This is a genomic window from Salmonella sp. SAL03688 (assembly GCF_046551895.1).
Taxonomy (GTDB): Bacteria; Pseudomonadota; Gammaproteobacteria; order Enterobacterales; family Enterobacteriaceae; genus Salmonella; species Salmonella enterica.
The window spans coordinates 1-20,474 of record NZ_JBGDVI010000023.1 but is presented as its reverse complement, the minus strand read 5'-3'; the positions used below and the strand labels follow the sequence as shown (position 1 = coordinate 20,474).

The window sequence follows — 20,474 nt, the reverse complement described above, 5'->3', positions numbered from 1 at the left end:
TTACTCTTCTTAGTTGAGAAAAGAGGGAACTTCACGTTGGCGAAACTGCGAAGGAGAACAGCCAGCAAGGCGATTAAAGAAACGGGCGAAATAAGCCGGATCTTTAAAACCTAATTGCCAGGCGATCTCGTTGACAGCATTGTCGGAAAAAAGCAGCAGTCGTTTCGCCTCGCGTAATTGCCGATCAAAAATCAGGCGTTTAGGCGGGCGATTAGCAAAACGTCGGCAAATATCGGTCAAACGAGATTCGGTAATATGCAGCTCGCAGGCATAATCGGGCACCGTCCAGTGCTGATGGAAGTGGTTGTCAATTAACAGGGTAAAGCGCTGAAAAAGTTTCAGTTCACCGCGCATCCCGGTTGCGGCGTGATCGTCCAGCTTCGCATTACGCAACAGCAAGGTAAATACCGCCTGCGCCAGTAGCACCAGGGTATGTTCGCAGCCAGCCAGTTGTTCCGTGGACTCCCGCTCAATTAGCTGCCAGTAATGTTTGAGCGCCGCCAGCTCGTTGGGTTTATCCGCCAGCGACAGGCAGATTCCCGGCAGGCCAAAGGCCTCTCTGGTGCCGGGATAAAGCACTTCCAGCAGCGGCCAAACCAGCTCTTCGCGTACCGTCAGAACATGGCCATCGCTATCCGATTCGGTAATAAAAGCATGCGGCACCGAGGGCGGCGTAAGCACAAATAGCGGCGCCTGCACCGAATAGCGATGATCGTCGAGCTGTAGCTCAATCTGCCCGGTATCAAGAAAGTGCATTTGAAAAAACTGGTCGTGGCGATGCGCCTGCATATCACGACCAAAGAAATCCGCCATACGAGCAAACGACTGATAATGCACATCGTTACTGCCCATGCTTTCGTCATACTCTTTGCTGATATCAATATTGGCGATCGCACGTTGGCACATAGTTTCTCCTCAAGGGGTGGCGCGCGGACGCGATGCTTTCATGGGAATGAGCCAGATAATGGCGGCGCCGACGACTAACAGAGAAGCGACAAACCAGAGTCCGCTATTGAAGCTACCGGTGATATCTTTTAGCCAGCCAATCATAAACGGGCTAAGCGCGGAGCCAATATTGCCGGTGGCATTGATGACCGCAATGCCTATCGCCCTGGCGCGTAAACTGATCGACTGATCCGGCGTGGTCCAGAAGATCGCCATCGCGCTAAAGGAACCCGTGGATGCCATCACGATCCCCAGGAGCTGGATCAGGTTATGGTCGGTCGCCGACGCCAGCAGCCAGCCCGCGGCGGCAAACAGGAATGGCAACGCCGTGTGATGTTTACGTTCCTGATGTTTGTCCGAATGGCGGCTCCAGTAAATCATGCCCAGAATAGTACAAATCTGCGGGATCGCCGCCAGCAGGCCGATGGTGATATTGCTGCTGCCTTCATTAAAACTTTTCAGGATTTGCGGCGTCCAGATACTAATGGCGCTAAGCGTATTGGTAAGGCAAAAATAGGCCAGCGTATACATCAGTACAATTGGCGTGAATACTTCGCGCCACAGACTACGCTGCTGCATGGCGTTATGGCTGATGGCCCCCTCCGGCTGAACCAGCGTCAGGCGGTCATTATCCATCATCTCCTGCAAACATTTTTTATCCTCTGCCGTCAGCCATTTGGCTTTTGCCGGGGTATCATCCAGGTAAAACCAGACCATAATGCCTAACAAAACTGACGGAAATCCTTCCAACAGGAATAACCACTGCCATCCATGCAGATTGAATATGCCGTCCAGCGATAAAATATAGCCGGAGACAATCGACCCCAACGCGGTAGTGGCCGGCATGGCAATCATAAATAATGCGTTGGCGCGGGCGCGGAAAAATGCCGGGAACCAGTAGGTTAAATAGAGCAATATTCCTGGCAAAAAGCCCGCTTCGGTAATACCCACCAGCATTCGCAGCACATACAGGCTTTTCGGTCCCACCGCGAACATCGTGGCGGTAGATGCAATGCCCCATAGCACCATAATGGTCGCAATCCAGCGGCGGGCACCGACGATGCTCAACATCACGTTGCTGGGAATGCCGAAAATGACGTAGGTGGCGTAAAACAGCGTCGTGGCAAGGCCAAACATGGTGGCGCTTAACCCCAGATCCTGCCCCATCGTCAACCCGGCAAAACCGATGTTGATACGGTCTAAAAACGAGAAGATAAACAACACGAATAAAAATACGATCAGTCGGCGGAACAGTTTATTTATGACGGTTTGTTGACCCGTGCTGAGCGCGTTGCGCGAACTGACAGACTCGGGGCTTTCCGGAAGTGCAGATGATGTGTCGCTCATTTTTTTTCCTCTGATGGGAATTTTGTAGGGTACTACGGTTGCCCGGTAGCGCTACGCTTACCGGGCCAGGCTTAATAGACGCCGGACGCACCGGACAGGTTTTTTTCTGCGCCAAAGCGCGCCGCCAGCGCCTCCGCGCCGCGCGCCAGCAGCGTGGTGTCAACGCCGACGGCGACAAATAGCGCCCCCAGTTCCAGATAACGTTTCGCCAGTGCTTCATTGGCCATCAGAATCCCCGGCGCTTTCCCCGCCGCGCGTATCTGCACGATGGCGTTCTCAATCGCCGCCTGCACTTCCGGGTGCTGCGGATTGCCGGCAAAGCCCATATCGGCGCTGAGGTCCGCCGGACCAATAAACACGCCGTCAATGCCATCCACGTCGAGAATTGACGCCAGATTGCTCATCGCCTCACGCGTTTCAATCTGCACCAGTACGCACATGGCGTCGTTGGCCAGGTGGAGATACTCCGGAATGCGGTTCCAGCGCGATGCCCGCGCCAGCGCGCTGCCCACGCCGCGAATACCGGCAGGCGGATAACGCGTAGCCGCCACGGCGTTTCGCGCTTCATCGGCATTCTGCACCATCGGTATCAGCAGCGTTTGCGCGCCGACGTCGAGCAGTTGCTTAATCTGTACCGGATCGTTCCATGACGGACGCACCACCGGCTGGCTGGGATAAGGCGCAATCGCCTGCAACTGGGTCAACACCGTCTGCACGTTGTTTGGCGCGTGTTCACCGTCAATCAGTAGCCAGTCGAAGCCGGCGCCCGCTAACAGTTCAGCGCTGTAACTGTTGGCAAGCCCCAGCCACAAACCGATTTGCGGACGCCCCGCTTTTAACGCGTCTTTGAAAGCATTTTTCATCGTTTTTTCCTTACACAAACCGGCAACTGATCGCGCCCATGTTGCCGTAGTCGACATGGAAGGTGTCGCCCTTGCGCGCCGGCACCGGGCGGGTGAACGAGCCGCCGAGGATGATCTGCCCGGCTTCAAGCTGGACATCGTAGGGGGCAAGCTTGTTCGCCAGCCACGCCACGCCGTTGGCCGGATGATTCAGCACGCCTGCGGCGACGCCGGTTTCTTCGATCACGCCGTTGCGATAGAGCAGCGCGGAAATCCAACGCAGATCCAGCTCGTCTGGTTTGATGGGACGACCACCGAGGATCACCCCGGCGTTGGCGGCGTTGTCGGAAATGGTGTCGAACACTTTGCGCGGACGCTGGGTTTCCGGGTCGATGTTGTGGCTGCGGGCGTCAATCAGTTCCAGCGCCGGAATCACATAATCCGTGGCGTTGTAGACGTCGAACAGCGTGCAGTGGGGGCCGCGCAGCGGTTTCGCCAGCACGAACGCCAGCTCCACTTCAATACGCGGGACGATAAAACGGTCGGTGGGGATATCGCCGCCGTCATGGAAGAACATATCGTCAAGCAGCGCGCCGTAATCCGGTTCGCTGATTTGCGAGCTGGCCTGCATCGCTTTTGAGGTCAGGCCGATTTTGTGGCCTTTGAGCGTGCGCCCTTCGGCAATCTTGATATTGACCCATTCGCGCTGTACGGCATAGGCATCTTCAATAGTGATGTTGGGATAATCCAGCGACACTGCGCGAATCTGTTCACGCTGTTTTTCAGCCTGATTAAGTCGCTGAGCGATCAGGGTATGGGTCTGTTTATCGAGCATAGTTGCTTCCTGTTACGTCATTCGGTGCTGCTGCGCCGGGTGGCGACGCGGGTGCGTCTTACCCGGCCTACGGTTCGGTATTGCTTCGTGCATCGTTTTTTTTGTAGGCCCGGTCAGCGCAGCGCCACCGGGCGAAAGAGTGTGCTATTTAAATAACGCGTGTACGTTGTTTTGTTTGTAATTGAGCGTCGGATGTAACTCGGCAATCTCAAACGACAGCGCCAGATAGCGGTTCTCCATCAGGTCGGTGAAGTGGGCTTTAATCAGCCCAAACAGCATTTCGCCAACTTCCTGACGGCTCTCCAGGCTGCGCCCGGCGCCGATTTTCAGCGTCATATGCACAAACGCGTAATCATGCTTACCGTCAGCCATCTGCCAGGTATCCAGCCAGTGGGCGCGACTGCGGATACCGCCGATGGGGAAAATCCCGGTGGCGGCCAGCGCCTCGTTTACCTTGCTGAACAGGCCGGGTAAATCAGCCTGCTCGCGAATATTTTCAGTACATTCAGCAATAAAGTGCGGCATAACCCCCCCTTACGCAGGCAGCGGGAAAACAGCGTTCACCTGGCCGGTACCGGAGCTGGCGAACAGGTCGGTGATGAACTCCACCTTGCCGTCGTATTTGTCCCAACCCAGCATTCCCAGCAGCATGACCGTGTCGTGCATGTTGCCTTCGCCGTAGCAGTAGTCGGCGTACTCCGGCAACATGGTGCAAAACTCCTTGAATTTGCCTTCGCGCCACAGCTTGACCACGCGCTCGTCCATCTGGTGATCGAACTCGCGGGTGTAGCTGTTCATCCCCTCTTCCGCCCGTTGGTCATCAATAAAACGGTGCGACAGAGAACCACTGGCGAATACCGCTACGGTACCGTCATATTTCTCAATCGCCTTGAGAATGGCTTCGCCCAGTCTGCGACTGTCGGCAAAGTCATGCACAGTACAGAACGCCGAGATGGAGACCACTTTGAAGTGCTTGTCGCTGTTCATGTAGCGCATCGGCACCAGCGTGCCATACTCCAGCTTCAGGCTCGGGATGTTATGCGCTTTAGCGCGTACGCCCAGTTTGACTGCCTCGTCGGCGATCAGGTGGCCGAGCTCCGGATTACCGTCATAGTCATAGGTCATGTCGCGAATAAAGTGCGGCAATTCGTTGCTGGTATAGACGCCCTGGAAATGGTCGGCACAATTAATGTGGTAAGCGCTATTCACCAGCCAGTGGGTGTCGAATACGATAATGGTGTCAACGCCCATTTCGCGGCAACGCTTGCCAATTTCAATATGCCCATCAATGGCTGCCTGACGACAACCGTAATTTTTTCCCGGCAGTTCAGAAAGATACATCGACGGCACGTGGGTAATTTTTGCTGCTAACGCTAACTTGCCCATATCAAACTCCCCATTTTGGGATAGGATGGTCGCCCATTGAGATGCAGACGTTTTTCATTTCCGCAAACACTTCGAAGCTATATTCGCCGCCTTCGCGCCCGGTACCGGAGGCTTTCACGCCGCCGAACGGCTGGCGCAGGTCGCGGACGTTCTGGGTGTTAACGAAGACCATGCCGGCTTCAATCCCACGCGCCAGGCGCAACACTTTGCTCACGTCCTGGGTCCAGATATAAGAGGCCAGACCGTATTCCACGTCGTTCGCCAAACGTAACCCTTCCGCTTCGTCTTTGAATGGCAGCAGACAGGCGACTGGCCCAAAGATCTCTTCCTGCGCGACGCGCATACGGTTGTCGACATCGGCCAGCACGGTTGGGCGCAGGAAGTTACCGCCTTTCAGATGCGCAGGCAGGTCTGTGGGTTTTTCCGCACCGCCCGCCAGCAGCGTTGCGCCCTCTTCAATGCCGAGGCGAATATAGCCAGAGACTTTTTCCCAGTGCTGTTGGCTAATCAGCGCGCCGACCTGGGTGTTCGGGTCGGTCGGATCGCCGACACGCAGGCGATTCGCGCGTTCGGCAAAGCGCTTCACGAACTCAGGGTAAATGCTCTGCTGGATAAAGATGCGCGACCCGGCGGTGCAGCGTTCGCCGTTGATCGAGAAGATGGTGAACAGCGCGGCGTCCAGCGCGCGCTCAATGTCGGCATCTTCAAAAATCAGCACCGGCGATTTACCGCCCAGCTCCATCGAGTATTTTTTCAGGCCGGCATTTTTCATGATATTGCGACCGGTGGCGGTACCGCCGGTAAACGACACCGCACGCACGTCATGGTGGCGTACCAGCGCATCGCCCGCCGTCGCGCCGTAGCCCTGCACCACGTTCAGCACGCCTGCCGGAATTCCTGCCTCCAGCGCCAACTCGCCCAACCTGTCGGCAGTCAACGGCGACAGCTCGGACATTTTGAGCACCGCGGTGTTGCCCAGCGCCAGGCACGGCGCGACTTTCCAGGTCGCGGTCATAAACGGCACGTTCCACGGCGACACCAGCGCGCAGACGCCGACGGGCTGCACCAGCGTATAATTGAGCATTTTATCGTCAACCGGATAGGTCTTGCCGTTCATCTGCTGGCACACTTCGGCGAAGAATTCGAAGTTATGCGAGGCGCGCGGGATCAGCACGTTTTTAGTCTGGTGAATAGGCAGGCCGGTGTCGGCGGTTTCCATCGCCGCGATTTCCGGTACGTTCTGGTCAATCAGGTCACCCAGACGACGCATCAGGCGCGCGCGCTCTTTCATCGGCAGATTGGCCCATTTCGGGAACGCCTCTTTGGCCGCCGCGACAGCCTGGTTCACTTCTGCTTCACCGCCGGAGGCTACTTCCGCCAGCACGTCACCGGTCGCCGGGTTAGTGGTCTGGAAGTAGTCGTTACCTGCAACGTTTTTGCCGTTAATCCAATGATTTATCTTCTTCATTTTGCACTCTCCTCACTGACGATTCGGTTAACCAGGCGACCCACGCCTTCTACTTCCACGACAACTTCATCCCCCGGCACCACATCGGACAACCCTTTCGGCGTACCGGTGGCAATCATGTCGCCCGGTTGCAACGTCATAAATTCGCTCAGATAAGAAATCAGGAACGGGATGCTGAAGATCAGATCGGCGGTCGTCCCTTCCTGCCGCAGCTCACCGTTAACAAAGGTGCGTAACGTCAGGTTATGCGGATCAGAAACCGCCTCTTTATCCACAATCCACGGGCCTATCGGCGTCAGGCCGTCGCGGCTTTTTACCCGCAGATTCGGACGGTAGTAGTTTTCCAGATAGTCGCGGATCGCGTAGTCGTTACAGACGGTGTAACCGGCCACATACTCCATGGCTTCGGCTTCGCTCACCTTACGCGCCGTTTTGCCAATCACCACGACCAGTTCGGCTTCATAGTGCATATATTCGACGTTGTTCGGGCGCACCGACGTTTGGTGATGTTCGGTAAAGGTGTTTGGCGCTTTGATAAATACCAGCGGCTCTTTCGGCGGCGTAAATGCCAGCTCGCTGGCGTGATCGGCGTAGTTCAACCCCAGCGCAAATAACGTTCCCGTCGCTGACAGCGGCCACGTAAACGTCTGGTGGCGGGCGAATTCATCTTCTGCGACAACCGGATTTTCCAGAGCGGGTAAACCTTTCGCCAGAATACGCACCCGATCGCCGGGACGCAGCGCAACGCGATTCTGCGGCGTACCGAGTAAGATCGCATCGCCAGGGTTAAGCGTAGCGAACTCACTTAACGCGCTAAGCAGCTGTGCGGCGCTACGCTGTAAATCGGCAGTATTCCAGTGGTCCGCTTCTCGTCCGTTGATTTCCGTGATAATGGTGAGGTTATCCACATCACTCAGCGGCGCCATTTCACCCAGCGGGCAAAAGCCATCGCGACATTTCGCTTTAATCGCCGGGCGATAAAAGCTCTCTTCCGGCAGGCTGACCTCGTTAGCCAGCGCATACCCGGCGATATAGTCCGCCGCCGCTTCAGGGCGTATCCGGCTGGCGGTTTTCCCCACAATGAGCGCCACTGTCGCGCCGCTCAGTACCTTTTCTCCCTGCGGATAAGGAATGGGTTCGCCGTGACGAATCACCGTATTACGCGGCTTGATGAACCACACTGCGGTTTTAGGCGGCTCATTATAGGGAGGCTGAGAGAAAGCCTCTTGCCAGGCATCAAGCTGGCTGCGATGGTTTAACGCAACGGCGAAAACAGTACCCTTCATACATAAACTCCTCAGGCCGATTTAACGGGCTGTGATTTCATTAATATATTAATGATTAGATTTATGCTTTCGCTGTACATTTAGCAAGCTGAAGTAAAGTATTTGTGATGTGATTAACAATATTTTCACAAAATAATAATTAAATGCATACATATCAAATAGTTAAATAAAACCCTTTGTTTCTGTTAAACTTTGGACATAAAAACAGATGTCATAGCTCACATCGGTAAACACGATTATTCAGGTATTAATAATTCTGCAAAAGAGAAACGCTTATGCATGATTCATTAACCATCGCATTGCTTCAGGCGCGCGAAGCGGCAATGACCTATTTCCGCCCCATCGTTAAAAGCCACAATCTGACCGACCAGCAATGGCGCATTGTGCGAATCCTGGCCGATAGCCCCTCTATGGATTTTCATGAGCTGGCCTTTCGTACCTGCATTTTGCGTCCAAGTCTGACCGGAATATTGACGCGCATGGAGCGAGACGGACTGGTGTTGCGACTCAAGCCGGTTAACGATCAGCGTAAGTTATATGTCATGTTGACGGAGCAGGGACAAACGTTGTACGCCCGTGCCCGGAGCCAGGTTGAAGAGGCTTATCGAAAAATTGAGGCCGATTTCACGCCCGAAAAAACACAGCAATTGATGCTGCTGCTGGACGATCTTATTGCTCTGGGACGCCAGCATCCTGATAGCGAAGCGGAAGCATAGTATTCTTACCTTCCCACGCCGCCGACGCGGGAATCCCCTCCCGCTTACAACGTTGACGGCGATCGCATTTTACTCTTCTTCTTCGACGTTCATCTGAAAAGTACCCGCCGTTGTCCTGAAAGTCTCTTCACAGTTTACGCTTCTGCCTATTCAATTAAACAACAAATAAGAAACATATTATTAACAAAACATTCCGATTAACGAGGAAGAGGCCGCAATGAAACCTGAAGATTTTCGTACTGATAACAAGCGTCCGTTAACGGGCGAAGAGTATTTAAAAAGCCTGCAGGACGGGCGGGAAATTTATATTTACGGCGAACGCGTTAAAGATGTTACGACACATCCGGCATTCCGCAATGCCGCAGCCTCTGTCGCACAACTGTATGACGCATTACATAAACCGTCGATGCAAGATACCCTATGCTGGAATACCGATACCGGCAGCGGCGGTTATACGCATAAATTTTTCCGCGTGGCGAAAAGCGCAGACGATCTGCGCCAACAGCGTGATGCTATCGCCGAGTGGTCACGCCTGAGTTACGGCTGGATGGGACGCACACCGGATTACAAAGCCGCCTTTGGCTGCGCTCTGGGCGCTAACCCAGCCTTCTACGGCCAGTTTGAGCAGAACGCCCGCAATTGGTACACCCGCATTCAGGAGACTGGCCTGTACTTTAACCATGCTATCGTCAACCCGCCCATTGACCGCCACAAACCTGCCGACGAAGTGAAAGACGTCTATATCAAGCTGGAGAAAGAGACGGACGCCGGGATTATTGTCAGCGGGGCGAAAGTTGTCGCCACTAACTCCGCCCTGACTCACTACAACATGATTGGTTTCGGCTCAGCCCAGGTGATGGGCGAAAACCCGGATTTCGCTCTGATGTTTGTCGCGCCAATGGATGCCGAAGGCGTAAAACTTATTTCACGCGCCTCGTATGAAATGGTCGCGGGCGCGACGGGCTCGCCGTTTGATTATCCACTCTCCAGCCGCTTTGATGAAAACGATGCCATTCTGGTGATGGACAAGGTGCTGATCCCGTGGGAAAACGTGTTGATTTACCGTGATTTCGATCGTTGTCGTCGCTGGACGATGGAAGGCGGCTTTGCCCGTATGTATCCACTGCAAGCCTGTGTTCGTCTGGCGGTTAAACTTGATTTCATTACCGCGCTGCTGAAAAAATCGCTCGAATGTACGGGTACCGTAGAGTTCCGGGGCGTGCAGGCCGATCTCGGCGAAGTCGTGGCCTGGCGCAATATGTTCTGGGCATTGAGCGATTCTATGTGTTCTGAAGCAACCCCGTGGGTAAACGGCGCCTGGCTGCCGGACCACGCCGCGCTGCAAACCTATCGTGTGATGGCCCCAATGGCCTACGCGAAAATTAAAAATATTATTGAACGTAACGTTACCAGCGGCCTGATTTACCTGCCTTCCAGCGCCCGCGATCTGAATAATCCGCAAATCGACCAGTACCTGGCGAAATACGTACGCGGCTCTAACGGAATGGACCATGTTGAACGTATCAAAATTCTTAAATTGATGTGGGATGCCATCGGCAGCGAGTTTGGCGGTCGCCATGAGCTGTACGAGATTAACTACTCGGGCAGCCAGGATGAAATTCGTCTGCAGTGCCTGCGTCAGGCCCAGAGCTCCGGCAATATGGATAAGATGATGGCAATGGTCGATCGCTGCCTCTCCGAATACGATCAGAATGGCTGGACGGTTTCGCATTTGCACAATAACGACGACATCAATCAACTGGATAAGCTGCTGAAATAACGCGGCAGGAGGTTCTCATGCAAGTAGATGAACAACGTCTGCGTTTTCGCGATGCGATGGCAAGTCTGGCGGCAGCGGTCAACATCGTAACCACGGCGGGTCACGCCGGACGCTGCGGTATCACCGCAACAGCGGTCTGTTCCGTCACCGATACGCCGCCCTCCGTGATGGTATGTATTAATGCCAATAGCGCCATGAACCCCGTCTTTCAGGGCAACGGCAGGCTGTGCATTAATGTACTTAACCATGAGCAGGAGCTGATGGCGCGCCACTTTGCCGGTATGACGGGGATGGCGATGGAGGAGCGGTTTCACCAGCCATGTTGGCAAAACGGGCCGCTGGGCCAGCCGGTACTTAACGGCGCGCTGGCCGGTCTTGAAGGCGAGATCAGCGAGGTACAAACCATTGGCACGCATCTGGTGTATCTGGTGGCGATCAAAAATATTATCCTTAGCCAGGATGGGCATGGCCTGATTTATTTCAAACGCCGTTTTCATCCGGTCAGACTTGAGATGGAAGCGCCTGTTTAACCGTCACTCATGCCCACAAGCGGGATAACCACCGCTTGTGGGAGAAGAGTCGATACGCTGAAGATTTTTATTCCCGCCGCGATGTTTGCTCGCCATAAATCGCGGCGATTAATACAATCTAAGAGCCTATCCCACCAGGCGTTATTGGCGCAGCCAGTTTGAACACGGACAGCGCGCAAAAACCGGAGCGTACACGTAGTACGTGAGGTTTGACTCGCTACACTCGCCCTTCGGGCCGCCGCTAGCGGCGTTCAAAACGCTAACGCGTTTTGGCGAGCACTGCCCAGGACCAAAATGGCAAGTAAAATAGCCCTAATGGGATGGGCTCTAAATTAGCTCCCGCGATAGGTTGAATAACCATACTGACTTAATAACAGCGGCACATGATAGTGCTCATTCGTTTTGCTGATATGAAACTCGACGGGAATCTCCGGGAAAAATGTGTCCAGTTTTTTACTTTCAAAATACTGGCCGGTTTTAAAAATAACGCGATAATCCCCCGGCGCGGCAGCTTTTTCGGGCCACAGTGCTTTAATACGTCCATCCTGGTCGGTATGCCCGGTGTTTAATTGCGTCCATCCGTTATCCTTTTTCTGCTCCAGTACCACCTCCACGCCGGGCGCCGGTTTGCCTGTTTGCTGATCGAGAATATGTACGCTGAGAATATTGTTGCCAGCGGCCAGCGCCATTGCCGGGGCTGCAACAAGAGATGCTATCACGGTAGCCAGTATATGTCGTTTCATGCTTCACTCCTTTACGGTATTGATGCAGGAAAATATATCTGGCGCGTCCAGGATTAACCTTACACGGACATGACAATTATGTCATCTTGTTGGAGATTTACGGATTCGCTAACAAGCCTATGGCATACTGCGTCGATGAAGATTTTATTGATTGAAGATAACCAGAAAACCATTGAGTGGGTACGTCAGGGACTCACGGAGGCAGGCTATGTGGTTGATTATGCCTGTGATGGACGAGACGGATTACACCTGGCCCTTCAGGAACATTATTCATTGATTATTCTTGATATTATGCTGCCGGGGCTTGATGGATGGCAGGTTTTACGCGCGTTACGCACTGCGCATCAGTCCCCTGTTATTTGCCTGACGGCGCGCGACTCGGTTGAGGATCGCGTCAAAGGTCTTGAGGCGGGCGCTAATGATTACCTTGTTAAGCCTTTTTCCTTCGCCGAACTGCTGGCCCGGGTGAGAGCTCAACTCAGACAGCACGTCCCGGTCTTTACCCGACTGACGATCAATGGTCTGGACATGGATGCCACAAAGCAATCGGTGTCACGAAATGGCAAACCGATTTCCCTGACCCGCAAAGAATTCCTGCTCCTCTGGTTACTGGCGTCCCGGGCAGGAGAAATCGTGCCCCGAACCGCGATCGCCAGCGAAGTTTGGGGAATTAACTTTGATAGTGAAACCAACACCGTTGATGTCGCGATTCGTCGGCTGCGCGCCAAAGTAGACGATCCATTTGAAAAGAAGCTCATTATGACCGTCCGGGGGATGGGTTATCGATTACAGGCGGAAACGTCGCAGAATGGTTAAGTTATCAATGACGCTGCGCCTGACAATTTCTTTTATCGCCATCCTTATCCTCGCCTGTACCGGCATTAGCTGGACGCTCTATAACGCGCTGAGCAAAGAATTAACGTATCGGGATGATATGACGCTAATAAATCGGGCGGCGCAAATGCAGCAACTGTTACTGGATGGCGCCAGGCCGGAAAATCTGCCGCTCTATTTCAATCGGATGGTGGATACGAAGCAGGACATCTTATTGATCCATTCAGCAACAGGCCACAATGTTGCGATTAATCATAGCGGCATCCCCGACCAACGCTTTAACGAGATTCCGCTGACTAAAAACATCACCCGCGAAACCTTATTTCGCCAGGCGGTGCAAGGCACGGAGCTGACCGCGGTACGAGTAAACGCCAGAAGCGGCGATGACCCGCTGACCCTTACTATTGCCAGGCTGGCGACGGAAAGGCGGCAAATGCTGACGCAATATCGCCGCAACAGTTTGCTGATGAGCCTTATCGCGATCCTCGTCTGTTCGGCGCTCAGTCCATTAGTCATCAGAAACGGGCTGCGGGCCATTACGTCGCTCAGCCGACTCACCGCGGCGACAGATAGCGGCACACTTCGCCAGCCGTTGGCGGAACAGGCGTTACCCGTCGAGCTCAGGCCGCTTGGACAAGCGCTAAATACTATGCGCCAGAAGCTTTCCGACGATTTTGAACGCCTGAACCAATTTGCCGACGATCTGGCGCATGAGCTGCGCACGCCGGTTAATATTTTACTGGGGAAGAATCAGGTGATGCTGAGTCAGGAACGCAGCGCCGAAGAGTATCAACAAGCCCTTGTCGATAATATTGAAGAGCTGGAGGGACTGTCGCGACTGACAGAAAATATTCTCTTTCTGGCACGCGCGGAGCACCAGAATATAGCGGTAAAAAAACAGCCTGTTTCGCTCAATGCGCTGGTCGAAAATATGCTGGATTATCTTAGCCCCCTTGCCGAGGAGAAGCGCATCTGTTTTATAAATCAATGTCAGGGAACGGTATGGGCTGACGAAATATTATTACAAAGAGTGCTCTCAAACCTGCTGACGAATGCCATCCGTTATTCTGATGAAAACGCCGTGATACGTATTGAAAGCGCTTATGATGATAACGTTGCAGAAATTCGGGTCGCTAATCCGGGCAGCCACCCCGCCGATGCGGATAAGCTTTTCCGGCGTTTTTGGCGAGGAGATAATGCCCGCCACACTGCTGGTTTCGGCCTGGGGCTATCGTTGGTTAACGCGATTGCTCTATTGCACGGTGGCGCGGCATCTTACCGCTATGCCGATGAACATAATATCTTTTCGGTTCGTCTGCCTGATAGCGGTGATAGCTAAGGTCAGTACAGGTTCTGTTCCCCTTCCCTGCCACAGGGCTGTGGTTATCAATACAACCTCAATAAAGAGAAAATAAAGGATGCCGGCAAAGAATATTGCTGGCTCGATCACTTTCTCGGTTTCCAATCCAGGGTCAATTCATCCCATAACGCGTTATTCAGTGGGAACCTTTATGAAAAAGTATCTTGCATTCGCCGTTACGCTGCTGGGTATGGGTAAAGTCATCGCCTGTACTACCCTTTTGGTAGGCAATCAGGCTTCGGCTGACGGCTCCTTCATTATCGCGCGCAACGAAGATGGCTCGGCAAATAACGCCAAGCATAAGGTTATTCATCCCATCGCGTTTCATCAACAAGGCGAGTATAAAGCACATCGGAACAATTTTAGCTGGCCGCTTCCGGAGACAGCGATGCGCTATACGGCGATTCATGACTTTGATACTAACGATAACGCCATGGGTGAAGCCGGTTTCAATTCGGCGGGCGTCGGAATGAGCGCAACGGAAACCATTTATAACGGCAGAGCGGCGCTGGCTGCCGATCCTTACGTGACAAAAACGGGAATCACGGAAGACGCCATTGAGTCCGTGATCCTGCCAGTGGCGCAATCGGCGCGTCAGGGCGCCAAATTACTGGGAGACATTATTGAACAAAAAGGCGCGGGCGAAGGTTTCGGCGTCGCGTTTATTGATAGCAAAGAGATATGGTATCTGGAGACGGGAAGCGGTCATCAATGGCTGGCAGTACGACTTCCGGCAGATAGCTATTTCGTTTCCGCCAATCAGGGACGTTTACGCCATTACGATCCGAATGATAACGCGAATTATATGGCGTCACCAACGTTAGTAAGCTTTGCGAAAAAGCAGGGATTATATGATCCGGCCCGCGGCGAATTCGACTTTCATCAAGCCTATTCGCAGGATAACAAAAACGATACCACCTATAATTATCCGCGCGTCTGGACGCTACAACATCAGTTTAATCCGCATCTGGATACGGTCGTTAGCGAAGGGGAAACATTTCCTGTTTTTTTAACGCCAATAACGAAAATTAGCGTAGCGGCAGTAAAAAACGCGTTACGCAATCACTATCAGGGAACGTCGCACGACCCTTATGCCAGTCATAACCCACAAGAACCATGGCGACCCATATCCGTTTTTCGTACCCAGGAGTCACATATTTTACAGGTCAGACCGAAATTACCGCAGGCTATCGGTAACGTAGAATACATCGCCTATGGAATGCCATCTCTTAGCGTCTATCTCCCCTATTATCAGGGAATGCGTCATTATCAACCCGGAGATGATAAAGGAACCGATCGGGCGAGCAACGACTCTACCTACTGGACATTCCGCACGCTGCAAACGCTGGTTATGCAGGACTACAATGCGTTTGCGCCAGATGTGCAACACGCCTGGAAAACATTTGAACAGCAAACAGCTAAGCAGCAGTATAAGATGGAGCAGAGCTATCTGAGATTATATGCGTCGCATCCGAAAGAAGCGCAACGCTTACTGCAAAATTTTGAAGATAAAACGATGCAAAATGCGCAAACGCTCGCCCGTCGCCTGACCAATAATATTATTACGACAATGACTTACCGCACAGATATGAAATATCACTTTTCAAGTACGCAACCATAAATTCAATGACAATCTATTAGCCACTCATACACAATAAGATAAAGCGGCACCAGAATTAGCCAGATATAAAAGACAATAATTATTATGGATTCATAGAGAGGATAGTTTATGACACTCCAGGCAAATATCAGCAGAGAGACAAAAGCGGCAAAAACCCAGGAGGTATATAAGCACGTTGTTCTTTTCAAAATGGCCGCCTCCTCTCGCATAAAACGATAACTACAACTTATGTCCCGTGTTACATAACTTTTCCCGACAGGCCTCTTTTACCCATGCTGAAAAATTCCGCGTCTTTTCAGATTTCAACGCGAATTCTATCTGTTCAAGCATGGAATAGGAAAAACGAATATTCTTCGTCACGGTCTTACTTGTCCGGGGCTTTGCTGGCATACACACACCTGTATAACATTTGATGTAACGCCGTTACTTTACGCAGGAGTAAATCGGTGAATTTGATCTGAGTCAAGAAGGTGGGTTTTCAATAAAAGTTGTGCCCTAAATTGTGAAGTTTGTAGATTTTATGAACATTTGATGTACCGATCTCCCCCCATGATCGCCACTACGTATGGACGTCAGGATGCCTCCCCGCCTGATCAGAAGCGTTTCCTCATTAAAAAGGACATTTTTTTAAAGTTCTTGGTGCATAAAAGTCACATCCTTTTAAAGGGTTGTTAACCCTGTTGAATGTTCCCACTCCCCTATTCAGGAATATTAAAAACGCTATGCAAATACAGAGCTTCTATCACTCAGCTTCACTAAAAACCCAGGAGGCTTTTAAAAGCCTACAAAAAACCTTATACAACGGAATGCAGATTCTCTCAGGCCAGGGCAAAGCGCCGGCTAAAGCGCCCGACGTTCGCCCGGAAATTATTGTCCTGCGAGAACCCGGCGCGACATGGGGGAATTATCTACAGCATCAGAAGACGTCTAACCACTCCCTGCATGACATCTATAACTTACAGCGCGATCTTCTTACCGTCGCGGCAACCGTTCTGGGTAAACAAGACCCGGTTCTAACGTCAATGGCAAACCAAATGGAGTTAGCCAAAGTTAAAGCGGACCGGCCAGCAACAAAACAAGAAGAAGCCGCGGCAAAAGCATTGAAGAAAAATCTTATCGAACTTATTGCAGCACGCACTCAGCAGCAGGATGGCTTACCTGCAAAAGAAGCTCATCGCTTTGCGGCAGTAGCGTTTAGAGATGCTCAGGTCAAGCAGCTTAATAACCAGCCCTGGCAAACCATAAAAAATACACTCACGCATAACGGGCATCACTATACCAACACGCAGCTCCCTGCCGCAGAGATGAAAATCGGCGCAAAAGATATCTTTCCCAGTGCTTATCAGGGAAAGGGCGTATGCAGTTGGGATACCAGGAATATTCATCACGCCAATAATTTGTGGATGTCCACGGTGAGTGTGCATGAGGACGGTAAAGATAAAACGCTTTTTTGCGGGATACGTCATGGCGTGCTTTCCCCCTATCATGAAAAAGATCCGCTTCTGCGTCAGGTCGGCGCTGAAAACAAAGCCAAAGAAGTATTAACTGCGGCACTTTTTAGTAAACCTGAGTTGCTTAACAGAGCCTTAGCGGGCGAAGCGGTAAGCCTGAAACTGGTATCCGTCGGGTTACTCACCGCGTCGAATATTTTCGGCAAAGAGGGAACGATGGTCGAGGATCAAATGCGCGCATGGCAATCGTTGACCCAGCCGGGAAAAATGATTCATTTAAAAATCCGCAATAAAGATGGCGATCTACAGACGGTAAAAATAAAACCGGACGTCGCCGCATTTAATGTGGGTGTTAATGAGCTGGCGCTCAAGCTCGGCTTTGGCCTTAAGGCATCGGATAGATATAATGCCGAAGCGCTACATCAGTTATTAGGCAATGATTTACGCCCTGAAGCCAGACCAGGTGGCTGGGTTGGCGAATGGCTGGCGCAATACCCGGATAATTATGAGGTCGTCAATACATTAGCGCGCCAGATTAAGGATATCTGGAAAAATAACCAACATCATAAAGATGGCGGCGAACCCTATAAACTCGCACAACGCCTTGCCATGTTAGCCCATGAAATTGACGCGGTGCCCGCCTGGAATTGTAAAAGCGGCAAAGATCGTACAGGAATGATGGATTCAGAAATCAAGCGAGAGATCATTTCCTTACATCAGACCCATATGTTAAGTGCGCCTGGTAGTCTTCCGGATAGCGGTGGACAGAAAATTTTCCAAAAAGTATTACTGAATAGCGGTAACCTGGAGATTCAGAAACAAAATACGGGCGGGGCGGGAAACAAAGTAATGAAAAATTTATCGCCAGAGGTGCTCAATCTTTCCTATCAAAAACGAGTTGGGGATGAAAATATTTGGCAGTCAGTAAAAGGCATTTCTTCATTAATCACATCTTGAGTCTTGAGGTAACTATATGGAAAGTCTATTAAATCGTTTATATGACGCGTTAGGCCTGGATGCGCCAGAAGATGAGCCACTGCTTATCATTGATGATGGGATACAGGTTTATTTTAATGAATCCGATCATACACTGGAAATGTGCTGTCCCTTTATGCCACTGCCTGACGACATCCTGACTTTGCAGCATTTTTTACGTCTTAACTACACCAGCGCCGTCACTATCGGCGCTGACGCAGACAATACTGCTTTAGTGGCGCTTTATCGCTTGCCGCAAACCAGTACCGAAGAAGAGGCGCTCACTGGTTTTGAATTATTCATTTCAAACGTGAAGCAATTGAAAGAGCATTATGCATAATTTAATACGTCAACATACTTTCTTAATGAGATAAAACGCGATACGTATGCCCTTTACAAGAGACAAAACCAGAATCTTTGGTGGAAATGTAAGGGGCAAACGTTCCTCTTTCTCATTTTGCTCTGTTTGCGGGAGCATTTTTAGTGTGTAAGTATTCCTGCTCATCAGGTTTTTACGCCATCTACGCACATTTATTCTGCTATAAGTTGAAATGCTGCAAAAAATATTGGTACTTATTATTTTTTCTTTAAGTAAATTTTCGCTCAACAAACTTAATTGTTTATTCAATGATGATGAAGCGTAAGCTATGCTGGAAATGAAGGAAGTCAATAGCAAGGATAATCTTATTATTCACGGGTGATATTACTTCTGCTTCACCGTTATGGCAGATATCATCGCCTCTTGTCAGATGCCAGACACCTACTCATACTCAACCAAAGCTCTAAATACAAAAATCACCTTATATCTTTTTTTATTATTCCTTGTATAAATGTGACTTGACTCACACCTATAAGGAATCGACTCACTTCCATAAGAAGGAATCAAAATGCCAATAACTAACGCGTCCCCAGAAAATATATTAAGATATTTGCATGCGGCCGGTATCGGTACGAAAGAAGCAATGAAAAGTGCAACTTCACCACGCGGTGTACTTGAATGGCTTGTCAATTTTTTTACCTGTGGTGGAGTAAGAAGAAGCAATGAAAGATGCTTTCGGGAGGTAATTGGAAAACTGACCACATCATTATTATATGTAAATAAAGATGCTTTCTTCGATGGTAATAAAATATTTCTGGAGGATGTCAACGGGTGTACTATATGTCTGTCATGTGGAGCAGCATCCGAAAATACGGATCCCATGGTCATTATTGAAGTGAACAAAAATGGAAAAACTGTAACGGATAAAGTTGATAGTGAGAGATTTTGGAATGTATGTCGAATGTTAAAACTGATGAGTAAACATAATATACAACAGCCTGATTCACTTATAACCGAGGATGGTTTTTTGAACCTGCGCGGAGTAAACCTGGCTCATAAAGATTTCCAGGGGGAAGATTTGTCAGACATAGATGCTTCTGATGCAGATTTCCGTGAAACAAATCTATCTAATGTAAATTTAGTCGGTGCAAATTTGTGTTGTGCAAATCTACACGCTGTAAATCTAATGGGTTCAAACATGACTAAAGCAAACCTGACTCACGCAAACCTGACTTGCGCTAACATGTCCGGTGTAAACTTAACCGCTGCAATTCTATTCGGCTCAGACTTAACTGACACCAAACTAAATGGTGCGAAATTAGATAAGATAGCTCTAACTTTAGCGAAAGCATTAACAGGAGTCGATCTGACAGGTAGTCAACATACCCCTACTCCACTCCCGGATTACAATGATAGAACTCTTTTCCCCCATCCGATATTTTAGTCGAGATAAAGGGATTTTATAAACAAGAAGTATTCAAACAGAGGCCCCCTTGTTTTATTAAATAAACCCCGCCCCTAAGTTTCATTATAAATAACATTTTCAGCGTATTACTTGTTGGCTTTGTCTGAATCATAGCGTTATCTGTATGTGGCACATTAACTAAAAACACTATTATTGTTTAATTTAAATAATTCATAATTGTAGTCAGGAAATAAGAAGTTATGCTTCCGGTCACCTATAGATTAATACCTCAAAGCGGAGTATCCACATATGGATTAAATACCGCAGATACACCTGTTTTCCCCGATATTCCCGAACATGCACCAAATCCCTCACGGCTACGCCTTGCTCATGACAGCCTTGCCATAAACAGTGAATTCCGTCTGGAGCCAGAGTGTGTGGTGGAGTACCTTATCTCAGGCGCGGGTGGAATAGACCCTGATACAGAAATTGATGACGACACTTATGACGAATGTTACGATGAACTATCCTCTGATCCTACCCACGTAATGTGGACACAGCCCTAAGCGAGGTTCTGGTTTTCAAATTGTTCCGGACTGAGACCGCCACAGGCACTGTGACGACGCCACCG

21 protein-coding genes and 1 pseudogene are annotated in these 20,474 nt (G+C 50.8%); 11 read left to right on the top strand and 11 right to left on the bottom strand.

The window, feature by feature from the left end:
* Nucleotides 1–9: 9 nt before the first annotated feature.
* The 8 genes from hpaA to hpaG all read right to left on the bottom strand — a co-directional run bounded on the left by hpaA (nucleotide 10) and on the right by hpaG (nucleotide 8,109).
* A complete protein-coding gene (gene hpaA, locus ACLJR2_RS19485; RefSeq protein WP_000336602.1) occupies nucleotides 10–906 on the bottom strand; it encodes a 4-hydroxyphenylacetate catabolism regulatory protein HpaA in 897 nt (298 codons plus the stop codon).
* 9 nt (nucleotides 907–915) lie between these two features.
* Entirely contained in the window at nucleotides 916–2,292 is a 1,377-nt protein-coding gene (hpaX, locus tag ACLJR2_RS19480; RefSeq protein ID WP_001285806.1) for a 4-hydroxyphenylacetate permease, read from the bottom strand.
* Between the two features lie 71 nt (nucleotides 2,293–2,363).
* Complete coding sequence (hpaI, locus tag ACLJR2_RS19475) at nucleotides 2,364–3,155, bottom strand: 4-hydroxy-2-oxoheptanedioate aldolase (RefSeq protein ID WP_000785071.1); 792 nt, start codon at nucleotides 3,153–3,155, stop codon at nucleotides 2,364–2,366.
* A gap of 10 nt (nucleotides 3,156–3,165) precedes the next feature.
* A complete protein-coding gene (gene hpaH, locus ACLJR2_RS19470) occupies nucleotides 3,166–3,969 on the bottom strand; it encodes a 2-oxo-hept-4-ene-1,7-dioate hydratase (RefSeq protein WP_000884795.1) in 804 nt (267 codons plus the stop codon).
* A 144-nt stretch (nucleotides 3,970–4,113) separates the two neighbouring features.
* Entirely contained in the window at nucleotides 4,114–4,494 is a 381-nt protein-coding gene (locus ACLJR2_RS19465) for a 5-carboxymethyl-2-hydroxymuconate Delta-isomerase (protein ID WP_001119853.1), read from the bottom strand.
* Nucleotides 4,495–4,503: 9 nt separating this feature from the next.
* Entirely contained in the window at nucleotides 4,504–5,355 is an 852-nt protein-coding gene (hpaD, locus tag ACLJR2_RS19460) for a 3,4-dihydroxyphenylacetate 2,3-dioxygenase (RefSeq protein WP_000517001.1), read from the bottom strand.
* A gap of 1 nt (nucleotide 5,356) precedes the next feature.
* Nucleotides 5,357–6,823, bottom strand: a complete 1,467-nt coding sequence (hpaE, locus tag ACLJR2_RS19455; RefSeq protein WP_000723529.1) for a 5-carboxymethyl-2-hydroxymuconate semialdehyde dehydrogenase — start codon at nucleotides 6,821–6,823, stop codon at nucleotides 5,357–5,359.
* On the bottom strand, nucleotides 6,820–8,109 hold the full coding sequence (gene hpaG, locus ACLJR2_RS19450) for a 4-hydroxyphenylacetate degradation bifunctional isomerase/decarboxylase (protein ID WP_000679213.1): 1,290 nt from the start codon (nucleotides 8,107–8,109) through the stop codon (nucleotides 6,820–6,822). Before hpaG ends, hpaE begins: the two co-directional genes overlap by 4 nt.
* Nucleotides 8,110–8,384: 275 nt before the next feature.
* On the opposite strand from hpaG, the gene hpaR reads away from it, so the two are divergent.
* From hpaR to ACLJR2_RS19435, 3 genes are all read left to right on the top strand, one after another.
* The gene (gene hpaR / locus ACLJR2_RS19445; protein WP_000543922.1) at nucleotides 8,385–8,825 is read left to right on the top strand and encodes a homoprotocatechuate degradation operon regulator HpaR; all 441 of its coding nucleotides are present in this window, start codon (nucleotides 8,385–8,387) and stop codon (nucleotides 8,823–8,825) included.
* 217 nt (nucleotides 8,826–9,042) lie between these two features.
* Nucleotides 9,043–10,605, top strand: a complete 1,563-nt coding sequence (hpaB, locus tag ACLJR2_RS19440) for a 4-hydroxyphenylacetate 3-monooxygenase, oxygenase component (RefSeq protein ID WP_000801496.1) — start codon at nucleotides 9,043–9,045, stop codon at nucleotides 10,603–10,605.
* A gap of 17 nt (nucleotides 10,606–10,622) precedes the next feature.
* Nucleotides 10,623–11,135: a 4-hydroxyphenylacetate 3-monooxygenase reductase subunit gene (locus tag ACLJR2_RS19435; RefSeq protein ID WP_001195556.1), complete on the top strand. Its 513-nt coding sequence runs from the start codon at nucleotides 10,623–10,625 to the stop codon at nucleotides 11,133–11,135.
* A 332-nt stretch (nucleotides 11,136–11,467) separates the two neighbouring features.
* Here the strand turns inward: ACLJR2_RS19435 and hiuH are convergent, their stop codons facing one another.
* Complete coding sequence (hiuH, locus tag ACLJR2_RS19430) at nucleotides 11,468–11,878, bottom strand: hydroxyisourate hydrolase (protein ID WP_000820358.1); 411 nt, start codon at nucleotides 11,876–11,878, stop codon at nucleotides 11,468–11,470.
* 135 nt (nucleotides 11,879–12,013) lie between these two features.
* Between hiuH and hprR the strand changes: the two genes are divergently transcribed.
* The 4 genes from hprR to ACLJR2_RS19410 all read left to right on the top strand — a co-directional run bounded on the left by hprR (nucleotide 12,014) and on the right by ACLJR2_RS19410 (nucleotide 15,912).
* Nucleotides 12,014–12,694, top strand: coding sequence for a response regulator transcription factor HprR (gene hprR, locus ACLJR2_RS19425; protein ID WP_000698207.1), 681 nt, complete (start codon nucleotides 12,014–12,016; stop codon nucleotides 12,692–12,694).
* Nucleotides 12,687–14,051 carry a heavy metal sensor histidine kinase gene (locus tag ACLJR2_RS19420; protein WP_000240044.1) on the top strand — a complete coding sequence of 455 codons (1,365 nt, stop codon included), beginning with the start codon at nucleotides 12,687–12,689 and terminating at the stop codon, nucleotides 14,049–14,051. Before hprR ends, ACLJR2_RS19420 begins: the two co-directional genes overlap by 8 nt.
* Before the next feature lie 172 nt (nucleotides 14,052–14,223).
* On the top strand, nucleotides 14,224–15,693 hold the full coding sequence (locus ACLJR2_RS19415; protein WP_000760228.1) for a C69 family dipeptidase: 1,470 nt from the start codon (nucleotides 14,224–14,226) through the stop codon (nucleotides 15,691–15,693).
* A 108-nt stretch (nucleotides 15,694–15,801) separates the two neighbouring features.
* Nucleotides 15,802–15,912: a hypothetical protein gene (locus ACLJR2_RS19410; RefSeq protein ID WP_000174815.1), complete on the top strand. Its 111-nt coding sequence runs from the start codon at nucleotides 15,802–15,804 to the stop codon at nucleotides 15,910–15,912.
* On the opposite strand, the gene ACLJR2_RS19405 is transcribed toward ACLJR2_RS19410, so the two are convergent.
* Nucleotides 15,913–16,083: a YlcI/YnfO family protein gene (locus ACLJR2_RS19405; protein ID WP_001111006.1), complete on the bottom strand. Its 171-nt coding sequence runs from the start codon at nucleotides 16,081–16,083 to the stop codon at nucleotides 15,913–15,915.
* 332 nt (nucleotides 16,084–16,415) lie between these two features.
* Here ACLJR2_RS19405 and sopB point away from each other — a divergent pair, with 332 nt between their 5' ends.
* On the top strand, nucleotides 16,416–18,101 hold the full coding sequence (gene sopB, locus ACLJR2_RS19400; protein WP_001166956.1) for an SPI-1 type III secretion system effector inositol phosphate phosphatase SopB: 1,686 nt from the start codon (nucleotides 16,416–16,418) through the stop codon (nucleotides 18,099–18,101).
* Between the two features lie 16 nt (nucleotides 18,102–18,117).
* Nucleotides 18,118–18,459 carry a type III secretion system chaperone SigE gene (gene sigE / locus ACLJR2_RS19395; protein ID WP_000444724.1) on the top strand — a complete coding sequence of 114 codons (342 nt, stop codon included), beginning with the start codon at nucleotides 18,118–18,120 and terminating at the stop codon, nucleotides 18,457–18,459.
* Between the two features lie 9 nt (nucleotides 18,460–18,468).
* Here the strand turns inward: sigE and ACLJR2_RS19390 are convergent, their stop codons facing one another.
* A complete protein-coding gene (locus ACLJR2_RS19390) occupies nucleotides 18,469–18,789 on the bottom strand; it encodes a hypothetical protein (protein WP_077905117.1) in 321 nt (106 codons plus the stop codon).
* Nucleotides 18,790–19,006: 217 nt separating this feature from the next.
* Between ACLJR2_RS19390 and pipB the strand changes: the two genes are divergently transcribed.
* Together pipB and pipA are read left to right on the top strand one after the other, a co-directional pair.
* Complete coding sequence (gene pipB / locus ACLJR2_RS19385) at nucleotides 19,007–19,882, top strand: SPI-2 type III secretion system effector PipB (protein WP_001123025.1); 876 nt, start codon at nucleotides 19,007–19,009, stop codon at nucleotides 19,880–19,882.
* A gap of 221 nt (nucleotides 19,883–20,103) precedes the next feature.
* Nucleotides 20,104–20,376 (top strand): annotated as a pseudogene (gene pipA / locus ACLJR2_RS19380) (type III secretion system effector protease PipA); the annotation flags it as partial.
* Nucleotides 20,377–20,474: the final 98 nt, after the last annotated feature.